Source organism: Streptomyces sp. NBC_01465, assembly GCF_036227325.1.
Classification (GTDB): domain Bacteria; phylum Actinomycetota; class Actinomycetes; order Streptomycetales; family Streptomycetaceae; genus Streptomyces.
The window spans coordinates 6,460,531-6,476,970 of the sequence record NZ_CP109467.1 but is presented as its reverse complement, the minus strand read 5'-3'; the positions used below and the strand labels follow the sequence as shown (position 1 = coordinate 6,476,970).

The 16,440-nt window shown below is 70.0% G+C and carries 13 protein-coding genes; 4 read left to right on the top strand and 9 right to left on the bottom strand.

Annotation, left to right across the window (positions count from 1 at the left end; all coding sequences use genetic code 11):
* Positions 1–70 precede the first annotated feature (70 nt).
* Entirely contained in the window at positions 71–1,372 is a 1,302-nt protein-coding gene (locus OG707_RS30525) for a DUF4192 domain-containing protein (RefSeq protein WP_329123962.1), read from the bottom strand.
* A 111-nt stretch (positions 1,373–1,483) separates the two neighbouring features.
* Between OG707_RS30525 and OG707_RS30520 the strand changes: the two genes are divergently transcribed.
* Positions 1,484–3,652: a RecQ family ATP-dependent DNA helicase gene (locus tag OG707_RS30520; protein WP_329123960.1), complete on the top strand. Its 2,169-nt coding sequence runs from the start codon at positions 1,484–1,486 to the stop codon at positions 3,650–3,652.
* A gap of 217 nt (positions 3,653–3,869) precedes the next feature.
* Positions 3,870–4,505: a hypothetical protein gene (locus OG707_RS30515; RefSeq protein WP_329123957.1), complete on the top strand. Its 636-nt coding sequence runs from the start codon at positions 3,870–3,872 to the stop codon at positions 4,503–4,505.
* Between the two features lie 102 nt (positions 4,506–4,607).
* On the opposite strand, the gene OG707_RS30510 is transcribed toward OG707_RS30515, so the two are convergent.
* From OG707_RS30510 to OG707_RS30500, 3 genes are all read right to left on the bottom strand, one after another.
* The gene (locus OG707_RS30510) at positions 4,608–5,168 is read right to left on the bottom strand and encodes a hypothetical protein (protein WP_329123955.1); all 561 of its coding nucleotides are present in this window, start codon (positions 5,166–5,168) and stop codon (positions 4,608–4,610) included.
* A 97-nt stretch (positions 5,169–5,265) separates the two neighbouring features.
* Entirely contained in the window at positions 5,266–5,976 is a 711-nt protein-coding gene (locus OG707_RS30505) for a ribonuclease HII (RefSeq protein ID WP_329123953.1), read from the bottom strand.
* 73 nt (positions 5,977–6,049) lie between these two features.
* A complete protein-coding gene (locus OG707_RS30500) occupies positions 6,050–6,676 on the bottom strand; it encodes a TetR/AcrR family transcriptional regulator (RefSeq protein WP_329123951.1) in 627 nt (208 codons plus the stop codon).
* A 120-nt stretch (positions 6,677–6,796) separates the two neighbouring features.
* Here OG707_RS30500 and OG707_RS30495 point away from each other — a divergent pair, with 120 nt between their 5' ends.
* Positions 6,797–8,353, top strand: a complete 1,557-nt coding sequence (locus OG707_RS30495) for an MFS transporter (protein ID WP_329123949.1) — start codon at positions 6,797–6,799, stop codon at positions 8,351–8,353.
* Positions 8,354–8,384: 31 nt separating this feature from the next.
* Here OG707_RS30495 and OG707_RS30490 read toward each other — a convergent pair whose 3' ends face one another.
* The 4 genes from OG707_RS30490 to OG707_RS30475 all read right to left on the bottom strand — a co-directional run bounded on the left by OG707_RS30490 (position 8,385) and on the right by OG707_RS30475 (position 12,319).
* Positions 8,385–10,001, bottom strand: coding sequence for a DUF4153 domain-containing protein (locus OG707_RS30490; RefSeq protein WP_329128065.1), 1,617 nt, complete (start codon positions 9,999–10,001; stop codon positions 8,385–8,387).
* 98 nt (positions 10,002–10,099) lie between these two features.
* Positions 10,100–10,990 carry an ADP-ribosylglycohydrolase family protein gene (locus tag OG707_RS30485; protein ID WP_329128063.1) on the bottom strand — a complete coding sequence of 297 codons (891 nt, stop codon included), beginning with the start codon at positions 10,988–10,990 and terminating at the stop codon, positions 10,100–10,102.
* A gap of 15 nt (positions 10,991–11,005) precedes the next feature.
* Positions 11,006–11,665 (bottom strand): histidine phosphatase family protein, encoded by a 660-nt coding sequence (locus OG707_RS30480; protein WP_329123946.1) that lies wholly within the window; start codon positions 11,663–11,665, stop codon positions 11,006–11,008.
* 48 nt (positions 11,666–11,713) lie between these two features.
* Positions 11,714–12,319 (bottom strand): YdbC family protein, encoded by a 606-nt coding sequence (locus OG707_RS30475; protein WP_329123944.1) that lies wholly within the window; start codon positions 12,317–12,319, stop codon positions 11,714–11,716.
* Positions 12,320–12,404: 85 nt separating this feature from the next.
* Here OG707_RS30475 and OG707_RS30470 point away from each other — a divergent pair, with 85 nt between their 5' ends.
* Entirely contained in the window at positions 12,405–13,364 is a 960-nt protein-coding gene (locus OG707_RS30470; protein ID WP_329123942.1) for a DUF1152 domain-containing protein, read from the top strand.
* A gap of 68 nt (positions 13,365–13,432) precedes the next feature.
* Here OG707_RS30470 and OG707_RS30465 read toward each other — a convergent pair whose 3' ends face one another.
* Positions 13,433–16,309: a vitamin B12-dependent ribonucleotide reductase gene (locus tag OG707_RS30465; protein WP_329123940.1), complete on the bottom strand. Its 2,877-nt coding sequence runs from the start codon at positions 16,307–16,309 to the stop codon at positions 13,433–13,435.
* Between the last annotated feature and the right edge of the window lie 131 nt (positions 16,310–16,440).

Genomic DNA, 16,440 nt, shown 5'->3' with positions numbered 1-16,440 from the left:
GGAAGAGCTGCGCCACTCAGGTGAACGGCACTGCGGGTGGGCGGGTCACGGCCACAGCCCCGTACGTCCTTCACCGGCCGCTCTTCGTCCCACGCTGTCCGTTGCGCCTGCGCGTCCGGAGGCGCGGTCCACCCGCCCCGGGGCGGGCTGCGCCCGAGGGGCCGTCCTTCCGAGTGGCGGGCGGCTGCGGAGGCTTGCGCCGAGACTGTGCGCGCACTGGTCCTGCGGCCTTCGCCGACCTGTTCCGGCGCTCCGTGCGCAGACAGGAGCGCAGTGCCTCTGGATCGAGCCCCTCGTTGCAGGCCTGGTGCAGCAGTTGTGCGAAGTGGTATTCGGGGTCGAGCCGCAGGGCACGCCCCAGAGCGACCCGCGCTCCGGGCTCGTCGCCGGTCGACCAGGCGACCCACCCGGCAAGGGTGAGCGGGGCCGCCGCATGATCGGCGTACGGACCGACGCACCGCCTGGACAGCGCACGCCACAGCCGCAGCGCGTGCTCGGCCTCTGGTCCCTCCATCCATTCCGCCGCCCTGTCACGGGTCGTACGGTCCTGGAGACCGAGGACGAGTGCCGCAGCTTCACTGTCGTCGATGAGCGCGTCGTCACCGCTGTCGGTGCCGGTCTCGGTCCGGCCCGCCTTCCACGGCGCACCCGCGATCCGCCGCATCAGCCCGCGGGCCAGAGTGAGCGTCTCCTCGCCGACCTGTTCGCTTTCGGCTCCGTTCAGGATCCTGGGGACCAGTGCCGCTGCGGCCAGGTCGAGCGCACGCTCCTGCTGCTCGGTCCCAGCGGTCCTCGGCAGCAGTCGCGCCTCCATGTCACGCAGGGATCCGCGCACTTGGATTCCCGCGTACGCTGCGGCCGCCGCCATGACCGATGTCCCGGGCATGGCCAGCGCGTTCCCCTCGGGCGGACAGCAGCGGGTGTCCGGGCAGACGTACGACCAGAAACGGCCGTCCGAGATGCAGAGGGCCTCGTGGACGGGGACGTCGAGGGAACCGCAGGCCGTCCGGAGCCGCTGCGCGAGCGGGCGGAGGCGCTCCAGCACATCTGCGGACGTCTCGTCGGGGGCAGGATCCTGGCAGAGAAAGACGACGATCCCCTCCGGTTTGCTCCCGCGCCGTTCGCTGCCGGCCACCAGGCATTCGGCGAGTTGCTCGGCAACGGCCGGCCACTCCCCCGGCGAGCGCGGGATGCCGAGCCTGAGACGGCCGCCGAATCGGCCCCGGCGGCCGTGGAGGGCCACCATGACAATCGAGTCGGTCGGGTGGAACCCCATCAAGTAGGGCAGGGCGTCCGCCAGTTCGGCGGGCCCACGCAGAGTGATCTGCTCCTGGGCGGACGAAGAACCGGATGATTCGTGGTGCTTGTTCATGGTCACGAAGGTGCACCGGGCGGTCCGAGTCCGCGACCCCTGTGGATAACTTTGTCCACAGGCCGACGCCGTCGTTCGCGGTTTGTCAGTGCGATCGGGTTGCATGGGGGCATGACCAACGCAGACCGCTCCGAGCTCAGGGCCTCCGCCGACTCCGTACTCGCCCGCCTCGTCGGCGACCCCGGCGGTACCGCACGCCTGCGTGAGGACCAGTGGCGTGCCATCGAGGCACTCGTCGCCGACAAGCGCAGGGCGCTGGTCGTGCAGCGGACGGGGTGGGGCAAGTCCGCGGTGTATTTCGTGGCGACCTCACTGCTGCGTGCCCAGGGCAGCGGTCCGACCGTGATCGTCTCGCCCCTGCTGGCACTGATGCGCAACCAGGTGGATGCCGCGGCCAGGGCAGGCATCCGGGCGCGGACGATCAACTCTTCCAACACCGAGGAGTGGGACTCGGTCCAAGCCGAGGTGGCAGCCGGCGAGGTCGACGTCCTGCTGGTCAGCCCGGAGCGGCTCAACAATCCGGACTTCCGCGACCAGGTACTGCCGAAGCTCGCGGCCGCCACCGGAATGCTGGTCGTCGACGAGGCCCACTGCATCTCCGACTGGGGTCACGACTTCCGGCCCGACTACCGGCGGCTGCGCACGATGCTCGCCGACCTGCCGCCGGACGTTCCCGTGCTCGCCACCACCGCCACCGCCAATGCCCGTGTGACCGCGGATGTGGCGGAACAGCTGGGTACCGGGGGCAGCGAGGCACTCGTACTGCGCGGTCCGCTGGACCGGGAGAGCCTGAGCCTGGGCGTGGTCCAGCTGCCGGACGCGGCCCACCGGCTGGCCTGGCTCGCCGACCGGATCGGCGAGCTTCCCGGGTCCGGGATCATCTACACGCTGACGGTCTCCGCCGCCGAAGAGGTCACGGCCTATCTGCGCCAGCGCGGACACACCGTCTCGTCGTACACCGGAAGGACGGAGAACGCCGACCGGCTGCAGGCGGAGGAGGATCTGCTCGCGAACCGGGTCAAGGCGCTGGTCGCGACCTCGGCGCTGGGGATGGGATTCGACAAGCCCGACCTGGGATTTGTGGTGCACCTGGGGTCGCCCTCGTCCCCGATCGCCTACTACCAGCAGGTGGGGCGTGCCGGGCGTGGAGTGGAGCACGCGGAGGTACTGCTGCTGCCGGGCAAGGAGGACGAGGCGATCTGGAAGTACTTCGCCTCCGTCGCCTTCCCGCCCGAGGAGCAGGTGCGGCGCACGCTCGACCTGCTCGCTCAGGCCGGCAGGCCTCTCTCGCTGCCGGCCATGGAGCCGATGGTCGACCTTCGGCGCACCCGGCTCGAAGCCATGCTGAAGGTTCTTGACGTGGACGGTGCGGTGCACCGGGTGAAGGGCGGCTGGACCGCCACGGGTCAGCCCTGGGTGTACGACGCCGAGCGGTACGCGTGGGTCGCGAAGCAGCGGGCCGCCGAGCAGCAGGCGATGCGGGAGTATGCGACGACGACGGCCTGCCGGATGGAGTTCCTGCGCCGCCAGCTCGACGACGAGGAGGCAGCGCCGTGCGGGCGGTGCGACAACTGTGCGGGCGGCAGGTTCACTGCCGAGGTGTCGGGGGCCGCGCTGGACACCGCGCGCGGTGAACTCGACAGGCCCGGCGTGGAGGTGGAGCCGCGCAGGATGTGGCCGACCGGTCTCGCCGCGGTGGGGGTGGATCTCAAGGGCCGTATCCCGCTGGGGGAACAGGCCTTCACGGGGCGGGCCCTGGGGCGGCTGTCCGACATCGGCTGGGGCAACCGGCTCCGGCCGATGCTCGCCGCGCAGGCGCCCGACGGCCCGGTCCCCGACGCCGTCGTGGACGCCATCGTGACGGTGCTGTCCGACTGGGCCAGGGGTCCCGGCGGCTGGGCGTCCGGCGCCGCGGACGCGCCGCCCCGGCCCGCCGGTGTGGTCACCGTCGCCTCGCACGGCCGGCCCGAGCTGATCGGAACGCTGGGCAGCCGGATCGCCGAGGTCGGCCGTATGCCACTGCTCGGGCAGATCGAGTACGGCCCGGAGGCGTCGGACCAGCGGATCGCTCCCAGCAACAGCGCCCAACGGGTGCGCGCCCTGCACTCGGCCTTCACCGTGAGCCCCGGACTCGCCGCCTCGCTGGCTTCCGCGGGCGGTCCCGTGCTGCTCGTCGACGACTTCATGGACACCGGCTGGACGCTGGCCATGGCTGCGCGGCTGCTGCGCCGGGCCGGGGCGGAGGGAGTGTTTCCGCTGGTCCTTGCCGTTCAGTCGTGACCTCAGGAGTCACTCGTGGCGTGTCTGGGCAGGGATATGAGTGCCATACCCGCAGATTCCAGTCAGCATCGCCAATTGCTCGTTGCCGCCTGCCCATACGCCAGGAAGAATTGGAGCCGCTCCCCGCGCGGCTCGCCCGAGGTCCGGAAGGGCTGTTCCGCGGTGCGCCCTCACCCGACCCTGCCCGCACTGTGGGCGCGTATGCGAAGGGAGGACCGTGACCTTCGGATTCGCTCCGACCGCCGCTCTGACCAACTCCTCGACATCTCTGTCCGCAGCCGATTCCGTCAACCACCTCGGCAGAATGCTCGAACCCTCCGAGTGGGCCGCGGCAGGAATTCCCCTGCTGCGCAATCCCCGTGAGGTGGTCAGCGGCCTGCACTCGCGCCACAGCCCTTCGCCGTCTACCGCCGTCGTCGCCGTGCTCGATCACGAGGAACGGCTCACGGCCAGCGCCTCGTTCGCCCGCCGCGCCGCCCCCGCCGACGGCTGGGACTTCCGCAACGCCCTGCTGGCCCACCTGCGCCGGGTCATCCCGCACGATCTTCGCCGGCGCACGCCCGTCCGTACCGCCGTACTGCTCTACTGCCGCGAGGGAGACGAGCGGTGGACGGAGGAGGACGGCGCCTGGATGTGGGGGTTGCGGGACGCCTGCACCTTGCACGGGCTGCGCTGCGGTGCGTACATCACGCTGACGCGCGGCGGCTGGCAGGTGCTGGGCGAGGGCCGCGGCGGCCGCCGTCCCAACTCGCTGTCCAGGCCCGCCGATCTCGCGGACGCCGCAGCCGACTCCGTGTCGGCACCGCTGCGTTCGGGTGCGGCGGCGGCACTCCGGCGCGTGGCGGCCCGCTGACCGCACCGCGCTGCACCGCACCGGATCGCAGCACCGCCCGGCCGCCCCTCCCTCGGGAGGAAAAGCCGGGCGATCAGCGCGTACGACGGTGTGGTGAGGTGCTCACACTCCGGCGCCGAGCACGGCGTTGACGCGCTGCGGGTCGCCGCACACGATCAGCAGCACACCGGCGCGCGCCATCGCCGCGGGCAGTGCCCGCACCGTGGCGTCGTCGGTGCCGCCGTTGACCGCGACGATCACCACGGGCCGGGTCGCGGCACGCTCGGCGACAGCGGCGTCCGCGTAGAACACGTCGTCGCGGGCGTCGTGCTGGGCCCAGTAGGCGGCTTCGCCGAAGGACAGCTCGTGCGCCGCCCACGGGTGCTGCTCACCGGTGGTCAGCACCAGGACGTCGCCCGGCGCACGGCCGGAGTCGAGCAGCATGTCCACTGCCTCCTCCGCGGCGTCGAGCGCACCGTCCAGCGGTGCGGGAATCAACTGGATCTGCGGAACGGAACGATTCTCCGTGCGCGCCGCGGGCCTGGCGGCCGGCGGGGGCCCGGGACGAGCGGAACGCGGACCGGGTACGGGACGAGGGGTCGGCGTCGTGCGGCCTGTGGCCGGAGCGACACGGGGACCCTGGGCACTCTCGTGAATCTGAGGCTCCTCGGGGATGAGAGGCATGAATGGATGTCTATCAAACGCCGCTGCGGAACACATCGGCGGGTGGGCACATCAGTGCGATCGATACGGAAAAGTTCCCCGCCGATCCACCGAAAGTTCAGAAATCGAAGCCGAGTTGGCCCCCGCTTTCCAGCGCGACGGCCTCCGCGGACGGACGGGTCCTCTTCAGATGGCGCCACTGGGGCAGTGCGTCAAGATACGACCAGGACAGCCGGTGGTGCGCGGTGGGCCCCCGCTCGGCCAGCGCGGCCTGGTGCACGGGCGAGGGATAGCCGGCGTTCGCGGCAAAGCCGAACCCCGCACACTCCTCGGACCCCTCCTCGAGCTCGGCCATCATCGCGTCCCTGCGCACCTTGGCGATGACGGAGGCTGCCGCGACCGCGATGCAGGACTGGTCGCCCTTGATCACGGTACGGACGTGCCAGGGCGGCCCGAGGTAGTCGTGCTTGCCGTCGAGGATCACCGCGTCCGGACGCACCGGCAGCGCCTCCAGCGCCCGTACGGCAGCGAGCCGCAGCGCGGCGGTCATCCCCAGCGCATCGATCTCCTCCGGGGAGGAGTGCCCGAGGGCGTGCGAAGTGACCCAGCCCTCGAGTTCCGGAGCCAGCTCGGCCCGGCGTCTGGGACTGATCAGTTTGGAGTCGGTGAGTCCGGCGGGTGGCCGGCGCAGACCGGTGACGGCGGCGCACACGGTGACCGGTCCGGCCCAGGCCCCGCGCCCGACCTCGTCGACACCGGCGACGGTCTTGGCACCGGTGGTGGCGCGCAGTGAGCGCTCGACGGTGTGTGTGGGTGGTTCGTACGGCATGGCGCCAGACAGGGTACGCCGCCGGACGACACCCGCGACACCCCCGGGTCCCCACCGGCCCGCGGCGCCCGGCTCAGCAGCGGTGGCGGACCAGCAGCGGCACCATCACCTGATCGATCATCCGGGCGATGTCCGCCTCCTCCCATTCGCTGGCGCACACCTTCGACCGGTACATCATCAGCCCCGGAATGACGTCGAAGATCAGCTCTCCGGTGGCGTCAGGACGTACGTCACCGCGCTCGATCCCCCGGTACACCACCTCCCTGAACAGCCGGGTGGACGGCTCGATCACATGCTGCAGGATCACCTCATGGAACCGCTCCGCGGTCGCGTGGTCGCACTCGTGAAGCACGGCACGCAGCGCAAATCCCGGCCTGGAGAACATCGCGCCGCGCATCCGCAGACACAGCTGATAGAGGTCCTCGCGAATGCTTCCGAAGTCGTCCGCCTGGTCGAGATCGGGCAGTCCGGCCTGCAGGGCGTCCACGACGAGATCCTCTTTGGAGGGCCATCGCCGGTAGACCGCGGCCTTCCCGGTCTGCGCTCCGGCCGCGACCCCCTCCATGGTGAGGCCGCTCCAGCCGACCGTGCTCAGCTGTTCGAGTGCCGCTTCCAGGATGGCCCGTTCGAGTACGGGCCCCCGGCGGCGCAACGAGACCGGACGCGCCGTGGGGGCGGCGGACCAGCGCGAAGTAACCATGTTCAACTCTCCATCGGGGACAGGGTTTTAGTGAACGCTTGCGTCCACTGGCGGGGACTCTCTACCGTTGACGTCACAGTGAACGGATGCGTTCACTAACTCTCTTGCAGGGGACTCACAGTGACAACCTCTCAGCTGACAGCTCCACAGAAGGCGGGCGCGGCGCGCAAGCCAGGAAAGCCGGGGATCGCCCTGGCCGTCATCGCCGCTCTCCAACTCATGGTGGTCCTCGACACCACGATTGTGAATATCGCGCTCCCACACATCCAGAGTGCCCTGGACTTCACCACGACCCAGCTCTCCTGGGTCGTCAACGCCTACACCCTCACCTTCGGCGGGCTGTTGCTGCTGGGAGGCCGCGCGGGCGACATCCTCGGCCGCAGGCGCGTGTTCGTCTTCGGCGTCCTGCTCTTCACTTTCGCCTCGCTGATCTGCGGCATAGCCCAGGAGCCCTGGCAGATACTCGCGGCCCGCGCGCTCCAGGGCGTCGGCGGCGCCATCGCCTCGCCCACCGCGCTGGCCCTGATCACCACGACGTTCCCCGAAGGCCCGGAGCGCAACCGGGCGTTCGGCATCTTCGCCGGCGTCTCCGCAGGCGGTTCGGCCATCGGCCTCCTGGCCGGCGGCGTCCTGACCCAGTGGCTCTCGTGGCGCTGGGTCTTCTACGTCAACCTGCCCATCGGGATCGCGATCGCCCTCCTCGCCCCGGTGTTCATCAACGAATCCGACCGCCACCGCGGCAAGTTCGACCTCCCCGGCGCGATCACCTCGACCGCCGGCGTGGCCTCACTGGTGTACGGATTCATCCGCGCCGCCGACTCCGGCTGGACGGACGGTCTCACCCTCGGCGCCTTCGCGGCAGCCATCATCCTCCTGCCGACCTTCGTCTTCATCGAAAGCCGGGCATCCGAACCGATCACGCCCCTGCGGATGTTCGCCGACCGCAACCGCGCCGGAACCTACGCGGTCATGATGGGCCTCGCCGCCACGATGTTCGGCATGTTCTATTTCATCGTGCTGTTCGTGCAGAACGTGCTCGGCTACTCCGCGATCAAGTCGGGTGTCGCGTTCCTGCCGGTCACCGTGCTCGTGATGACGGGAGCCGGTCTCGCCACCAAGCTGCTCCCGGTTCTCGGCCCCAAGCCCTTCCTGATCGCGGGTACTTCCTTCGCCGGGCTCGGAATGCTCTGGCTGACACAGGTCGACCAGGGCAGTTCGTACGTCGGCGGGCTCCTCGGCCCGATGCTCTGCTTCGGCTTCGGCATGGGCATGATCTTCGTGACGGCGACGCTGACCGCCGTCTCGGGCGTGGCCCAGCACGAGTCGGGCGCGGCCTCCAGCCTGCTCAACGCCATGCAGATGGTGGGCGGTTCACTGGGCCTGTCCATCCTGGTCACCGTCTTCGGCACGGCCAGCCGCAACGAGGCCACCCGGCAGATGCCGGACTTCCTCGCCAAGTCCACACCGGAGCAGAAGGCGGAGCTCGCCAAGACGCATCAGCTGCCGGGCGACTGGGGCCATGCGGTGCTCGCCCAGGGCATCTCCACTGCCTTCTGGGCCGGGGTCGGTCTGGTATCGGTCGCGATTCTCGTCGCCGTCTTTGCCATCCGCGTACGCAAGAGCGACCTGGAAGCGCTCAGTGGTACGGCAGCGTCCGGCGGCGGAGGCGCGGTCTGAGCGACGTGGGGTGACCCCGTGGGGCGCGCCGTCAGTACTCTCCGAGCCCGACGCGCCCCACGTCGTACAACCCCATCCGCCCGCAGGCCTCCGTGTCGATGTCCACCGGCCTCTCGCGCAGGATGCCCCGGGCCCTGGACTCGGCGAGGCTGGTCGCGTACCACGGCTTGCCCGTGCCTCCCCTGCCGTCGCTGCCGAACCGGTCGGCGATCCCCGCGAGCGCGCAGGAGCGTTCCGGCTCGGGGAGGGTGTCGAGGGCGGGCACCGCATCGGCCGACAGGTCCTGGAAGTAACCGATGTCGATCTTCCCGGTGTCCTGGTAGCGCTGGACGTTCTGCTCGGCGACCAGGCCGTCCGGCGACACGAGCCCGAACGCCAGCACGGCCACGGCAGCACTGGCGGCGACGGCACGCGGCAGCCAGCGCGCGCCCCACACCCCGGCCGCCATGATCAGCACGATCACCAGACCGAGCCACAGCTCCATCGCCGCGACGGAGATACGCAGCCGGGTCAGCCCGTACGCGTCGACGTACAGATCCATCCTGCGCAGCGCCGAGGCCACCACGACCAGCGTCAGCACACACAGAGTGCCGAGTACGGACCGCACCAGTGCCCGGTCGCGCGGCGCCCAGCGCAGGGCGAGCGCGATGACCGCGAGGGTCAGGACGGTGGCCCAGAGAAGCTGCCAGAAGCCCTGGCGCGCATACGCGGCGTAGGTCAGCCCCGTCTCCTTCAGCACCTTGTCGTACCCGCCGAAGAGCACGGCGAGCTGTACGGCGATGAAGGCCGCGAACAGCAGATCGAGCACGATCAGCGGTACGGCCCACTCGGCGCGGCCCCTGGAACGCCCCGGCCGCACCCGCATCCTGTCCCAGCGCAGAGGCGCCGCGGCGGTGCGTGCGGCGGCGAGCGCCCCGACCAGGCCGACCAGGAAGAGCAGGATCCGCCACGGCCCGTCCGCGACCGAGAAGTCGGGGACCAGGCCTCCGAGCAGATCGGCGAAGGCGGCGTCGGCCCCCGCGAACAGCGCCCCGAATACCAGCAGCAGTACGGCCGCCACCAGGACGGTGCGCACCGCGGGCCCCCAGCGCTCGCGCGCCCCGCCCGACCGCTCGCGCACTCCGCTCCAGGCCCAGCCGAACCCCGTACCGATGGAGCCGAGGAGCCCGAGCGGGCTGAACAGCACCCCCGGCCAGCTGCCGCTGCCGTGCAGCGCGAACGAGCCGAGTGCCATCGCGGAGACGACGGCCAGGAAGGTGGGCCAGCCCGCGTCGCGCAGTGCGGGGATCACCAGCAGCGCCGGTCCGCCGAGCGCCCAGACCACCGTCCAGCGGCGTACGGTACGCCCGGCGGCCCGGGCGGCGAAGTACGCGCCGAGCGCCGCCGGCACCGCCACGATCAGCAGGTTCAGGCCGCTTCCCTCGCCCAGCAGCAGCGCACTGAGCACCGCGGTGGCCAGTACGGACCAGAGCGTCGCGCTCCGGACGGCAGCCGGCGGATCGGGACGTACGTCGACGAGCCACTGAGGCGGCCCGGCCGTGTGGTGCGCCCACTCGTGCGGATTGGACACCGCCACCGCACGCGCCGGCACGGCATCGTTCAGCTCTGCTTCGGACACGGAACCCCCTCCGTCGACGCGCCGGGTCATGATCACCGGCGGCGTGGCCGAAAGGGTAGCCCCGGACAGCACGGCTCCCCCCGTACGGAGGGAGCCTGTGTCAGGACCGTGACAACTTCAACCAGGCCTCAGTGCGCGGGAATCCACTCAGGCAGCGCCTCGGTCTGCTCCAGCCACCCGGCCGGCGGCGCTCCCGCTCCGCCCGCGGCCACCACCCCGCCGACGATCGCGCAGGTCGTGTCCACGTCTCCGCCCACCTGGGCGGTCGTCCAGAAGGCCCGCTCGAAGTCGCCGAGCCCGCGGGCCGCCGACCACAGCGCGAACGGCACGGTGTCATGGGCGCTCGTACGCCGTCCGCACCCGAGCACCGCCGCGACCGTGCCCGCGTCGTCGTAGTCCAGCATGTCCCTGGCGCGCCGCAGCCCCGCGCCCACGGCGCTGCGCGGCACCAGCGCGATCACTCCGTCGAGCAGATCACCCGGCGAGGGCGGCCCCGCAGGGTCCGCCGCGAGCGCCGCGGCGGCCGCGACCGCCATGGCACCCATGACGGCCTCGCGGTGCTGATGCGTCGTGTACGCGGAGATCTCGGCCTGGTGGGTGGCCTGTTCGGGGTCCGAGGCGTACCAGGCGCCGAGCGGTGCGATCCGCATCGCGGCCCCGTTGCCCCAGGACCCCTGCCCCTTGAAGAGAGCGCTGGCCAGCTCGCGCCAGTCGCCGCCCTCCCTGATGAGGCGGAGCATCCGGTTGACCGCGGGCCCGTAGCCCCGGTCGAAATCGTGGTGGTCGGCGAAGGACGCGGCCAGCGCGTCCTGGTCGATCCGTCCGTACGAGCCGAGCACGGCCAGCACGGAGGCCGCCATCTCGGTGTCGTCGGTCCACTGCCAGGGCCCCGGCGGCAGCTCGCGCCGGCCCAGCAGGGGGTAGTTGTCGGGGACGAAGAACTGGGAGCCGAGTGCGTCTCCCACGGACAGCCCGCGCAGGCTGGCCAGCGCACGTTCGAAAGCGGAATCAGGGGTCATCATCGCCCTGCCACTCTATCCGGTGACGCCGTACGGCTCCGGGGTGCGCCAGCGTTCGAACGGCCGGTCCAGGGTGTACCGCCCGTCCTCCCCCAGCACCAGAATGCGGGACTCCGCGTTGCCCGGATTGGACAGCGCCTCGAAGTCCGCGACGGACCAGTGGAACCAGCGCATGCAGAAGAGCCGCATCGTCAGCCCGTGCGTCACCAGCAGCACATTGGGCGGATGGTCGGGCGCCTCGAAACTCCGGTACAGACTCTCCAGGAATGCCCCCACCCTGTCGTAGACGTCGGCCCCCGACTCCCCTTGCGCGAACCGGTAGAAGAAGTGCCCGTACGCGTCCCGGTAGGCCTTTTGAAGTCGAACGTCGTCGCGGTCCTGCCAGTTCCCCCAGTCCTGCTCCCGCAGGCGCGGCTCCTCCCGGATCCGTACCTGCGCGGGGTCGAGCCCGAAGGCCCGGAAGGTCTCGTGCGTGCGCCGGTAGGGCGAGACATACGTACTGATCTGCTCGCTCCCGAACAGCTCCCGCAGCCGTACGCCCGTCTCCTCGGCCTGCCGCCACCCGGTCTCGGTGAGCTTCAGCGCATGGTCGGGTTCGCGCTCGTACACCGTGTCGTCGGCATTCCCCTCCGACTCCCCGTGCCGGACAAGAACGATGCGTTGTGGTCGTGCCATGCCAAAACCCTAGAGCGAAGCGGCACGGCCCGCCCCGCCAGGCACCCCTCACACGGTCCAGGAGGGCTCGAGCTGGACGACGTCCCCGGCCAGCGCCGCCACATCGGCGTCCGTCTGGGCGCGCAGCGAAAGCCGCTCGATCCGCTCGGGCCGGTACTTGCCCCGCTCGGCGGCCGAGTGCCACATGGAGAGCACCAGGAACTCCTCCCCCGGCGCCTCGCCGAACACCCCGCGCAGCATCCCGGGCGACCCCGCCATCGCCGGGTTCCACACCTTCTCCTGCATCAGCGCGAAATGCTCGACGCGGTCCGGATGCACCCGGCAGTGCGCGACCCGCACCACGTCCGCGTCCGTGAACCGGGGCTCGAACCCCGTCTTCACATCGAAGCGGTACTCGAAGAGCTTGACCTGAATGTCCTTGTACGTACCCGACTGACCGGCAGCGAGCCGGTCGTGCGAGCGCGCCATGAACGAGTCGTAGAACGGCCGGCTCTCCCAGAAGGCGAACACATGCGCCACCCCCGGCCGCCCCCGGCTCCACCCACCGCCCTGCCCGCGGAACCCCGGCTCGCCGAGAAGCCCCGCCCACTTCCGCTGTCCCCGTTCGAACCCGCGGGGGTCCGTCACGGTGCAGCGAATCCACTTGACCAGCACCGCGCCATCGTACGGCGCGAGACGTGGCGCCGGTCACACTCTGACGGAGTACACCCGTACCGGCTCGGTCGACAGAATGTCCGCCATGACAGCCCTGCACGCCAACCCGCTCTTCGCCCGCCTGGACAAGGCGCAGCACATCCTCGTCGCGGGCGCGGGCGGCGGCTTCGACATCTACGCCGGCCTGCCCGTGGCGCTCTCCCTCCTGCACCAGGGCAAGGACGTCCACCTGGCCAATCTCTCGTTCAGCGCGATCGAAGGCCTCCCGCTCGACGCATGGCTCGCCCCGGACGTCGCTGCGGTCACGCCGGAGACGGCGCTCCACCAGACGTATTTCCCCGAACGCACGCTCGCCCAGTGGCTCGACCTGCACGGCTATCCGTCGACCGTGCACGCCCTCGCCCGGGTCGGCGTACAGCCCTTGCGCGCCGCCTATCGCGCGCTGATCGACGCGTACGACATCGACGCCGTAGTCCTCGTGGACGGCGGTACGGACATCCTCATGCGCGGCGACGAATCGGGTCTCGGCACCCCGGAGGAGGACCTCACCAGCGTCGCCGCGCTGGCCGGTCTCGACGTCCCGGAACGCCTGATCGTCTCGATCGGCTTCGGCGTGGACGCGTATCACGGAGTGAGCCACGGCCTGGTCCTGGAGAACATCGCCGCCCTGGAACGCGACGGCGCGGCCCTGGGCGCCTTCTCCGTCTCCCGTACGACCAAGGAGGGCGCCCTCTACGTCGACGCGGTGGCCCACGCCCAGCAGAACACTCCCGACCACCCGAGCATCGTCAACGGATCGATAGCCGCAGCGGTCCAAGGCGCCTTCGGGGACGTCCGGTTCACCAGCCGCACCCGGGGCAGCGAGCTGTTCGTCAACCCGCTGATGTCGCTCTGCTTCGTCTTCGAACTGGACGGAGTGGCCCGCCGCTGCCTCTATCTGGACCGCATCGAGAACACCCACCTCATCCGGCAGGTGAGCAGCGCGATCGCGGAGTTCAGGGACGACATCGCCGTCTCCCGGCCACCACGCCGTATACCGCACTGAGGCGGGGCCCGGACCCGAAGGTCCGTGCCCCGCCTCAGTGTTCAGCGGTCAGCGTGCGATGCAGTCGATCAGCTGCAGCCGCTGGTCGAGCCGCAGCCCTCGCACAGGTAGCAGCTGCCGGCGCGGCGCATCTTCGTACCGCAGGAGAGGCAGAGCGGTGCGTCGGCGTTCAGACCGAGCTGGATCTCCATCAGTTCGGTGGAGTTGTGCGCCTGCCGGGGAGCGGGCTTCGCCGCCTCCGGCTCCGCGGCCTTGGGGGCGGCGGCCTTGGGGGCCTCCACCTGGCGCGGGGCGGACTGGGACAGACCCTCGACGTCCACCTCGTCGTCACTCGGCTCGTACGAACCGGTGTCCAGGTGACGCTGGCGCTCCTCGGCGGAGTGGATGCCGAGCGCGGAGCGGGTCTCGAAGGGCAGGAAGTCCAGCGCCAGGCGGCGGAAGATGTAGTCGACGATCGACTGCGCCATCCGCACGTCCGGGTCGTCCGTCATACCGGCCGGCTCGAAGCGCATGTTGGTGAACTTCGAGACGTAGGTCTCCAGCGGGACGCCGTACTGCATGCCGACCGAGACGGCGATCGAGAAGGCGTCCATCATGCCCGCGAGGGTCGAACCCTGCTTGGACATCTTCAGGAAGACCTCGCCCAGACCGTCGTCCGGGTAGGAGTTGGCGGTCATGTAACCCTCGGCGCCGCCCACCGTGAAGGAGGTGGTGATGCCGGGACGGCCCTTGGGGAGACGCTTGCGGACCGGGCGGTACTCGATGACCTTCTCGGTCTTCACCGCCGCCGTCTCCGCCGGCTTCTCTTCCTTCTTCTTGGCCGAGAGCGGCTGGCCGACCTTGGAGTTCTCGACGTAGACGGCGAGCGCCTTGGTGCCGAGCTTCCAGCCCTGGAGGTAGATCTCCTCGACGTCCTCGACCGTGGAGCTCGCGGGCATGTTGACGGTCTTGGAGATCGCGCCGGACAGGAACGGCTGGGCGGCCGCCATCATCCGTACGTGACCCATGGGCGCGATCGAGCGCTCGCCCATGGCGCAGTCGAAGACCTCGTAGTGCTCGTGCTTGAGGCCGGGGGCGTCGACGACATTGCCGTGCTCGGCGATGTGGGCGACGATCGCCTCGACCTGCTCCGGCTGGTAGCCGAGGCGCTTGAGGGCCTTGGGGACCGTGTTGTTCACGATCTGCATCGAGCCGCCGCCGACGAGCTTCTTGAACTTGACCAGGGCCAGGTCCGGCTCGACGCCCGTGGTGTCGCAGTCCATCATCAGGCCGATGGTGCCGGTCGGCGCGAGCACGGAGGCCTGCGCGTTGCGGAAACCGTTCTTCTCGCCGAGCCGGATGACGTCCTGCCAGGCCTCGGTCGCCGCGGCCCAGACCGGGTTGTCGAGGTCGTCCATGCGCTTGGCGTCGGTGTTGGCGTCCGCGTGCTGCTTCATGACGCGCTTGTGGGCGTCGGCGTTGCGGGCGTAGCCGTCGTACGGACCGACGATCGCGGCCAGCTCGGCGGAGCGCTTGTACGAGGTGCCGGTCATCAGCGAGGTGATGGCGCCGGCGAGCGCGCGGCCGCCGTTGCTGTCGTACGCGTGGCCGGTCGCCATCAGGAGCGCGCCGAGGTTGGCGTAACCGATGCCCAGCTGACGGAAGGCGCGGGTCGTCTCGCCGATCTTCTCGGTGGGGAAGTCGGCGAAGCAGATGGAGATGTCCATCGCGGTGATGACCAGCTCGACGACCTTGGCGAAGCGCTCGGCGTCGAACGACTGGTTGCCCTGGTCGTCGTCGCGCAGGAACTTCATCAGGTTCAGCGAGGCGAGGTTGCAGGACGAGTTGTCCAGGTGCATGTACTCGCTGCACGGGTTGGACGCGGTGATCCGGCCCGTCTCGGGCGAGGTGTGCCAGCGGTTGATGATGTCGTCGTACTGGATACCGGGGTCGGCACAGGCGTGCGCGGCCTCGGCCATCTTGCGGAAGAGCGACTTGGCGTCGACCTCCTCGATGACCTCGCCGGTCATGCGCGAGCGCAGACCGAACTTCGAGCCGGACTCGACGGCGTTCATGAACTCGTCGTTCACACGGACCGAGTTGTTGGCGTTCTGGTACTGGACCGACGTGATGTCGTCGCCGCCCAGGTCCATGTCGAAGCCCGCGTCGCGCAGGGCGCGGATCTTCTCCTCCTCCTTCACCTTGGTCTCGATGAAGGCCTCGACGTCCGGGTGGTCCACGTCCAGGACGACCATCTTGGCCGCGCGGCGGGTGGCGCCGCCCGACTTGATCGTTCCCGCGGACGCGTCGGCGCCGCGCATGAAGGAGACCGGGCCCGAGGCGTTGCCGCCGGAGGAGAGAAGCTCCTTGGAGGAGCGGATACGGGAGAGGTTCAGGCCGGCGCCCGAGCCGCCCTTGAAGATCATCCCCTCTTCCTTGTACCAGTCGAGGATGGACTCCATGGAGTCGTCGACGGACAGGATGAAACAGGCGCTGACCTGCTGCGGCTGCGTCGTGCCGACGTTGAACCAGACCGGCGAGTTGAAGCTGAAGACCTGGTGCAGCAGCGCGTAGGTCAGCTCGTGGTCGAAGAGCTCGGCGTCCTCCGGGGAGGTGAAGTAACCGTTCTCCTCGCCCGCCTTGCGGTAGGTCTTCACCACACGGTCGATGAGCTGCTTGAGGCTGCTCTCGCGGTTCTCAGCGCCCACCGCTCCGCGGAAGTACTTACTGGTGACGATGTTGACCGCGTTCACCGACCAGGAGTCGGGGAACTCGACGCCACGCTGCTCGAAGTTGATCGAGCCGTCGCGCCAATTGGTCATGACGACGTCACGGCGCGCCCACGTCACCTCGTCGTACGGATGCACGCCGGGGGTGGTGTGGATGCGCTCGATACGCAGACCCTTGCTGGCCTTGGATCCCTTGGAACGGGAACCTCGCGCCGGGCCGCTCGTCGTCTCGGTCATGCCGCCTCCCATATACGGGCGAAAACGCCCAAAAGTGCCCAGATCTTCCCGAGGCACGGTGTCGTCTGTCTGTCTTGTGTCCACGGCGCAGCAAGCAGCGCCGCAGGCAGGTCTCGCGCTGCCGGACCCTT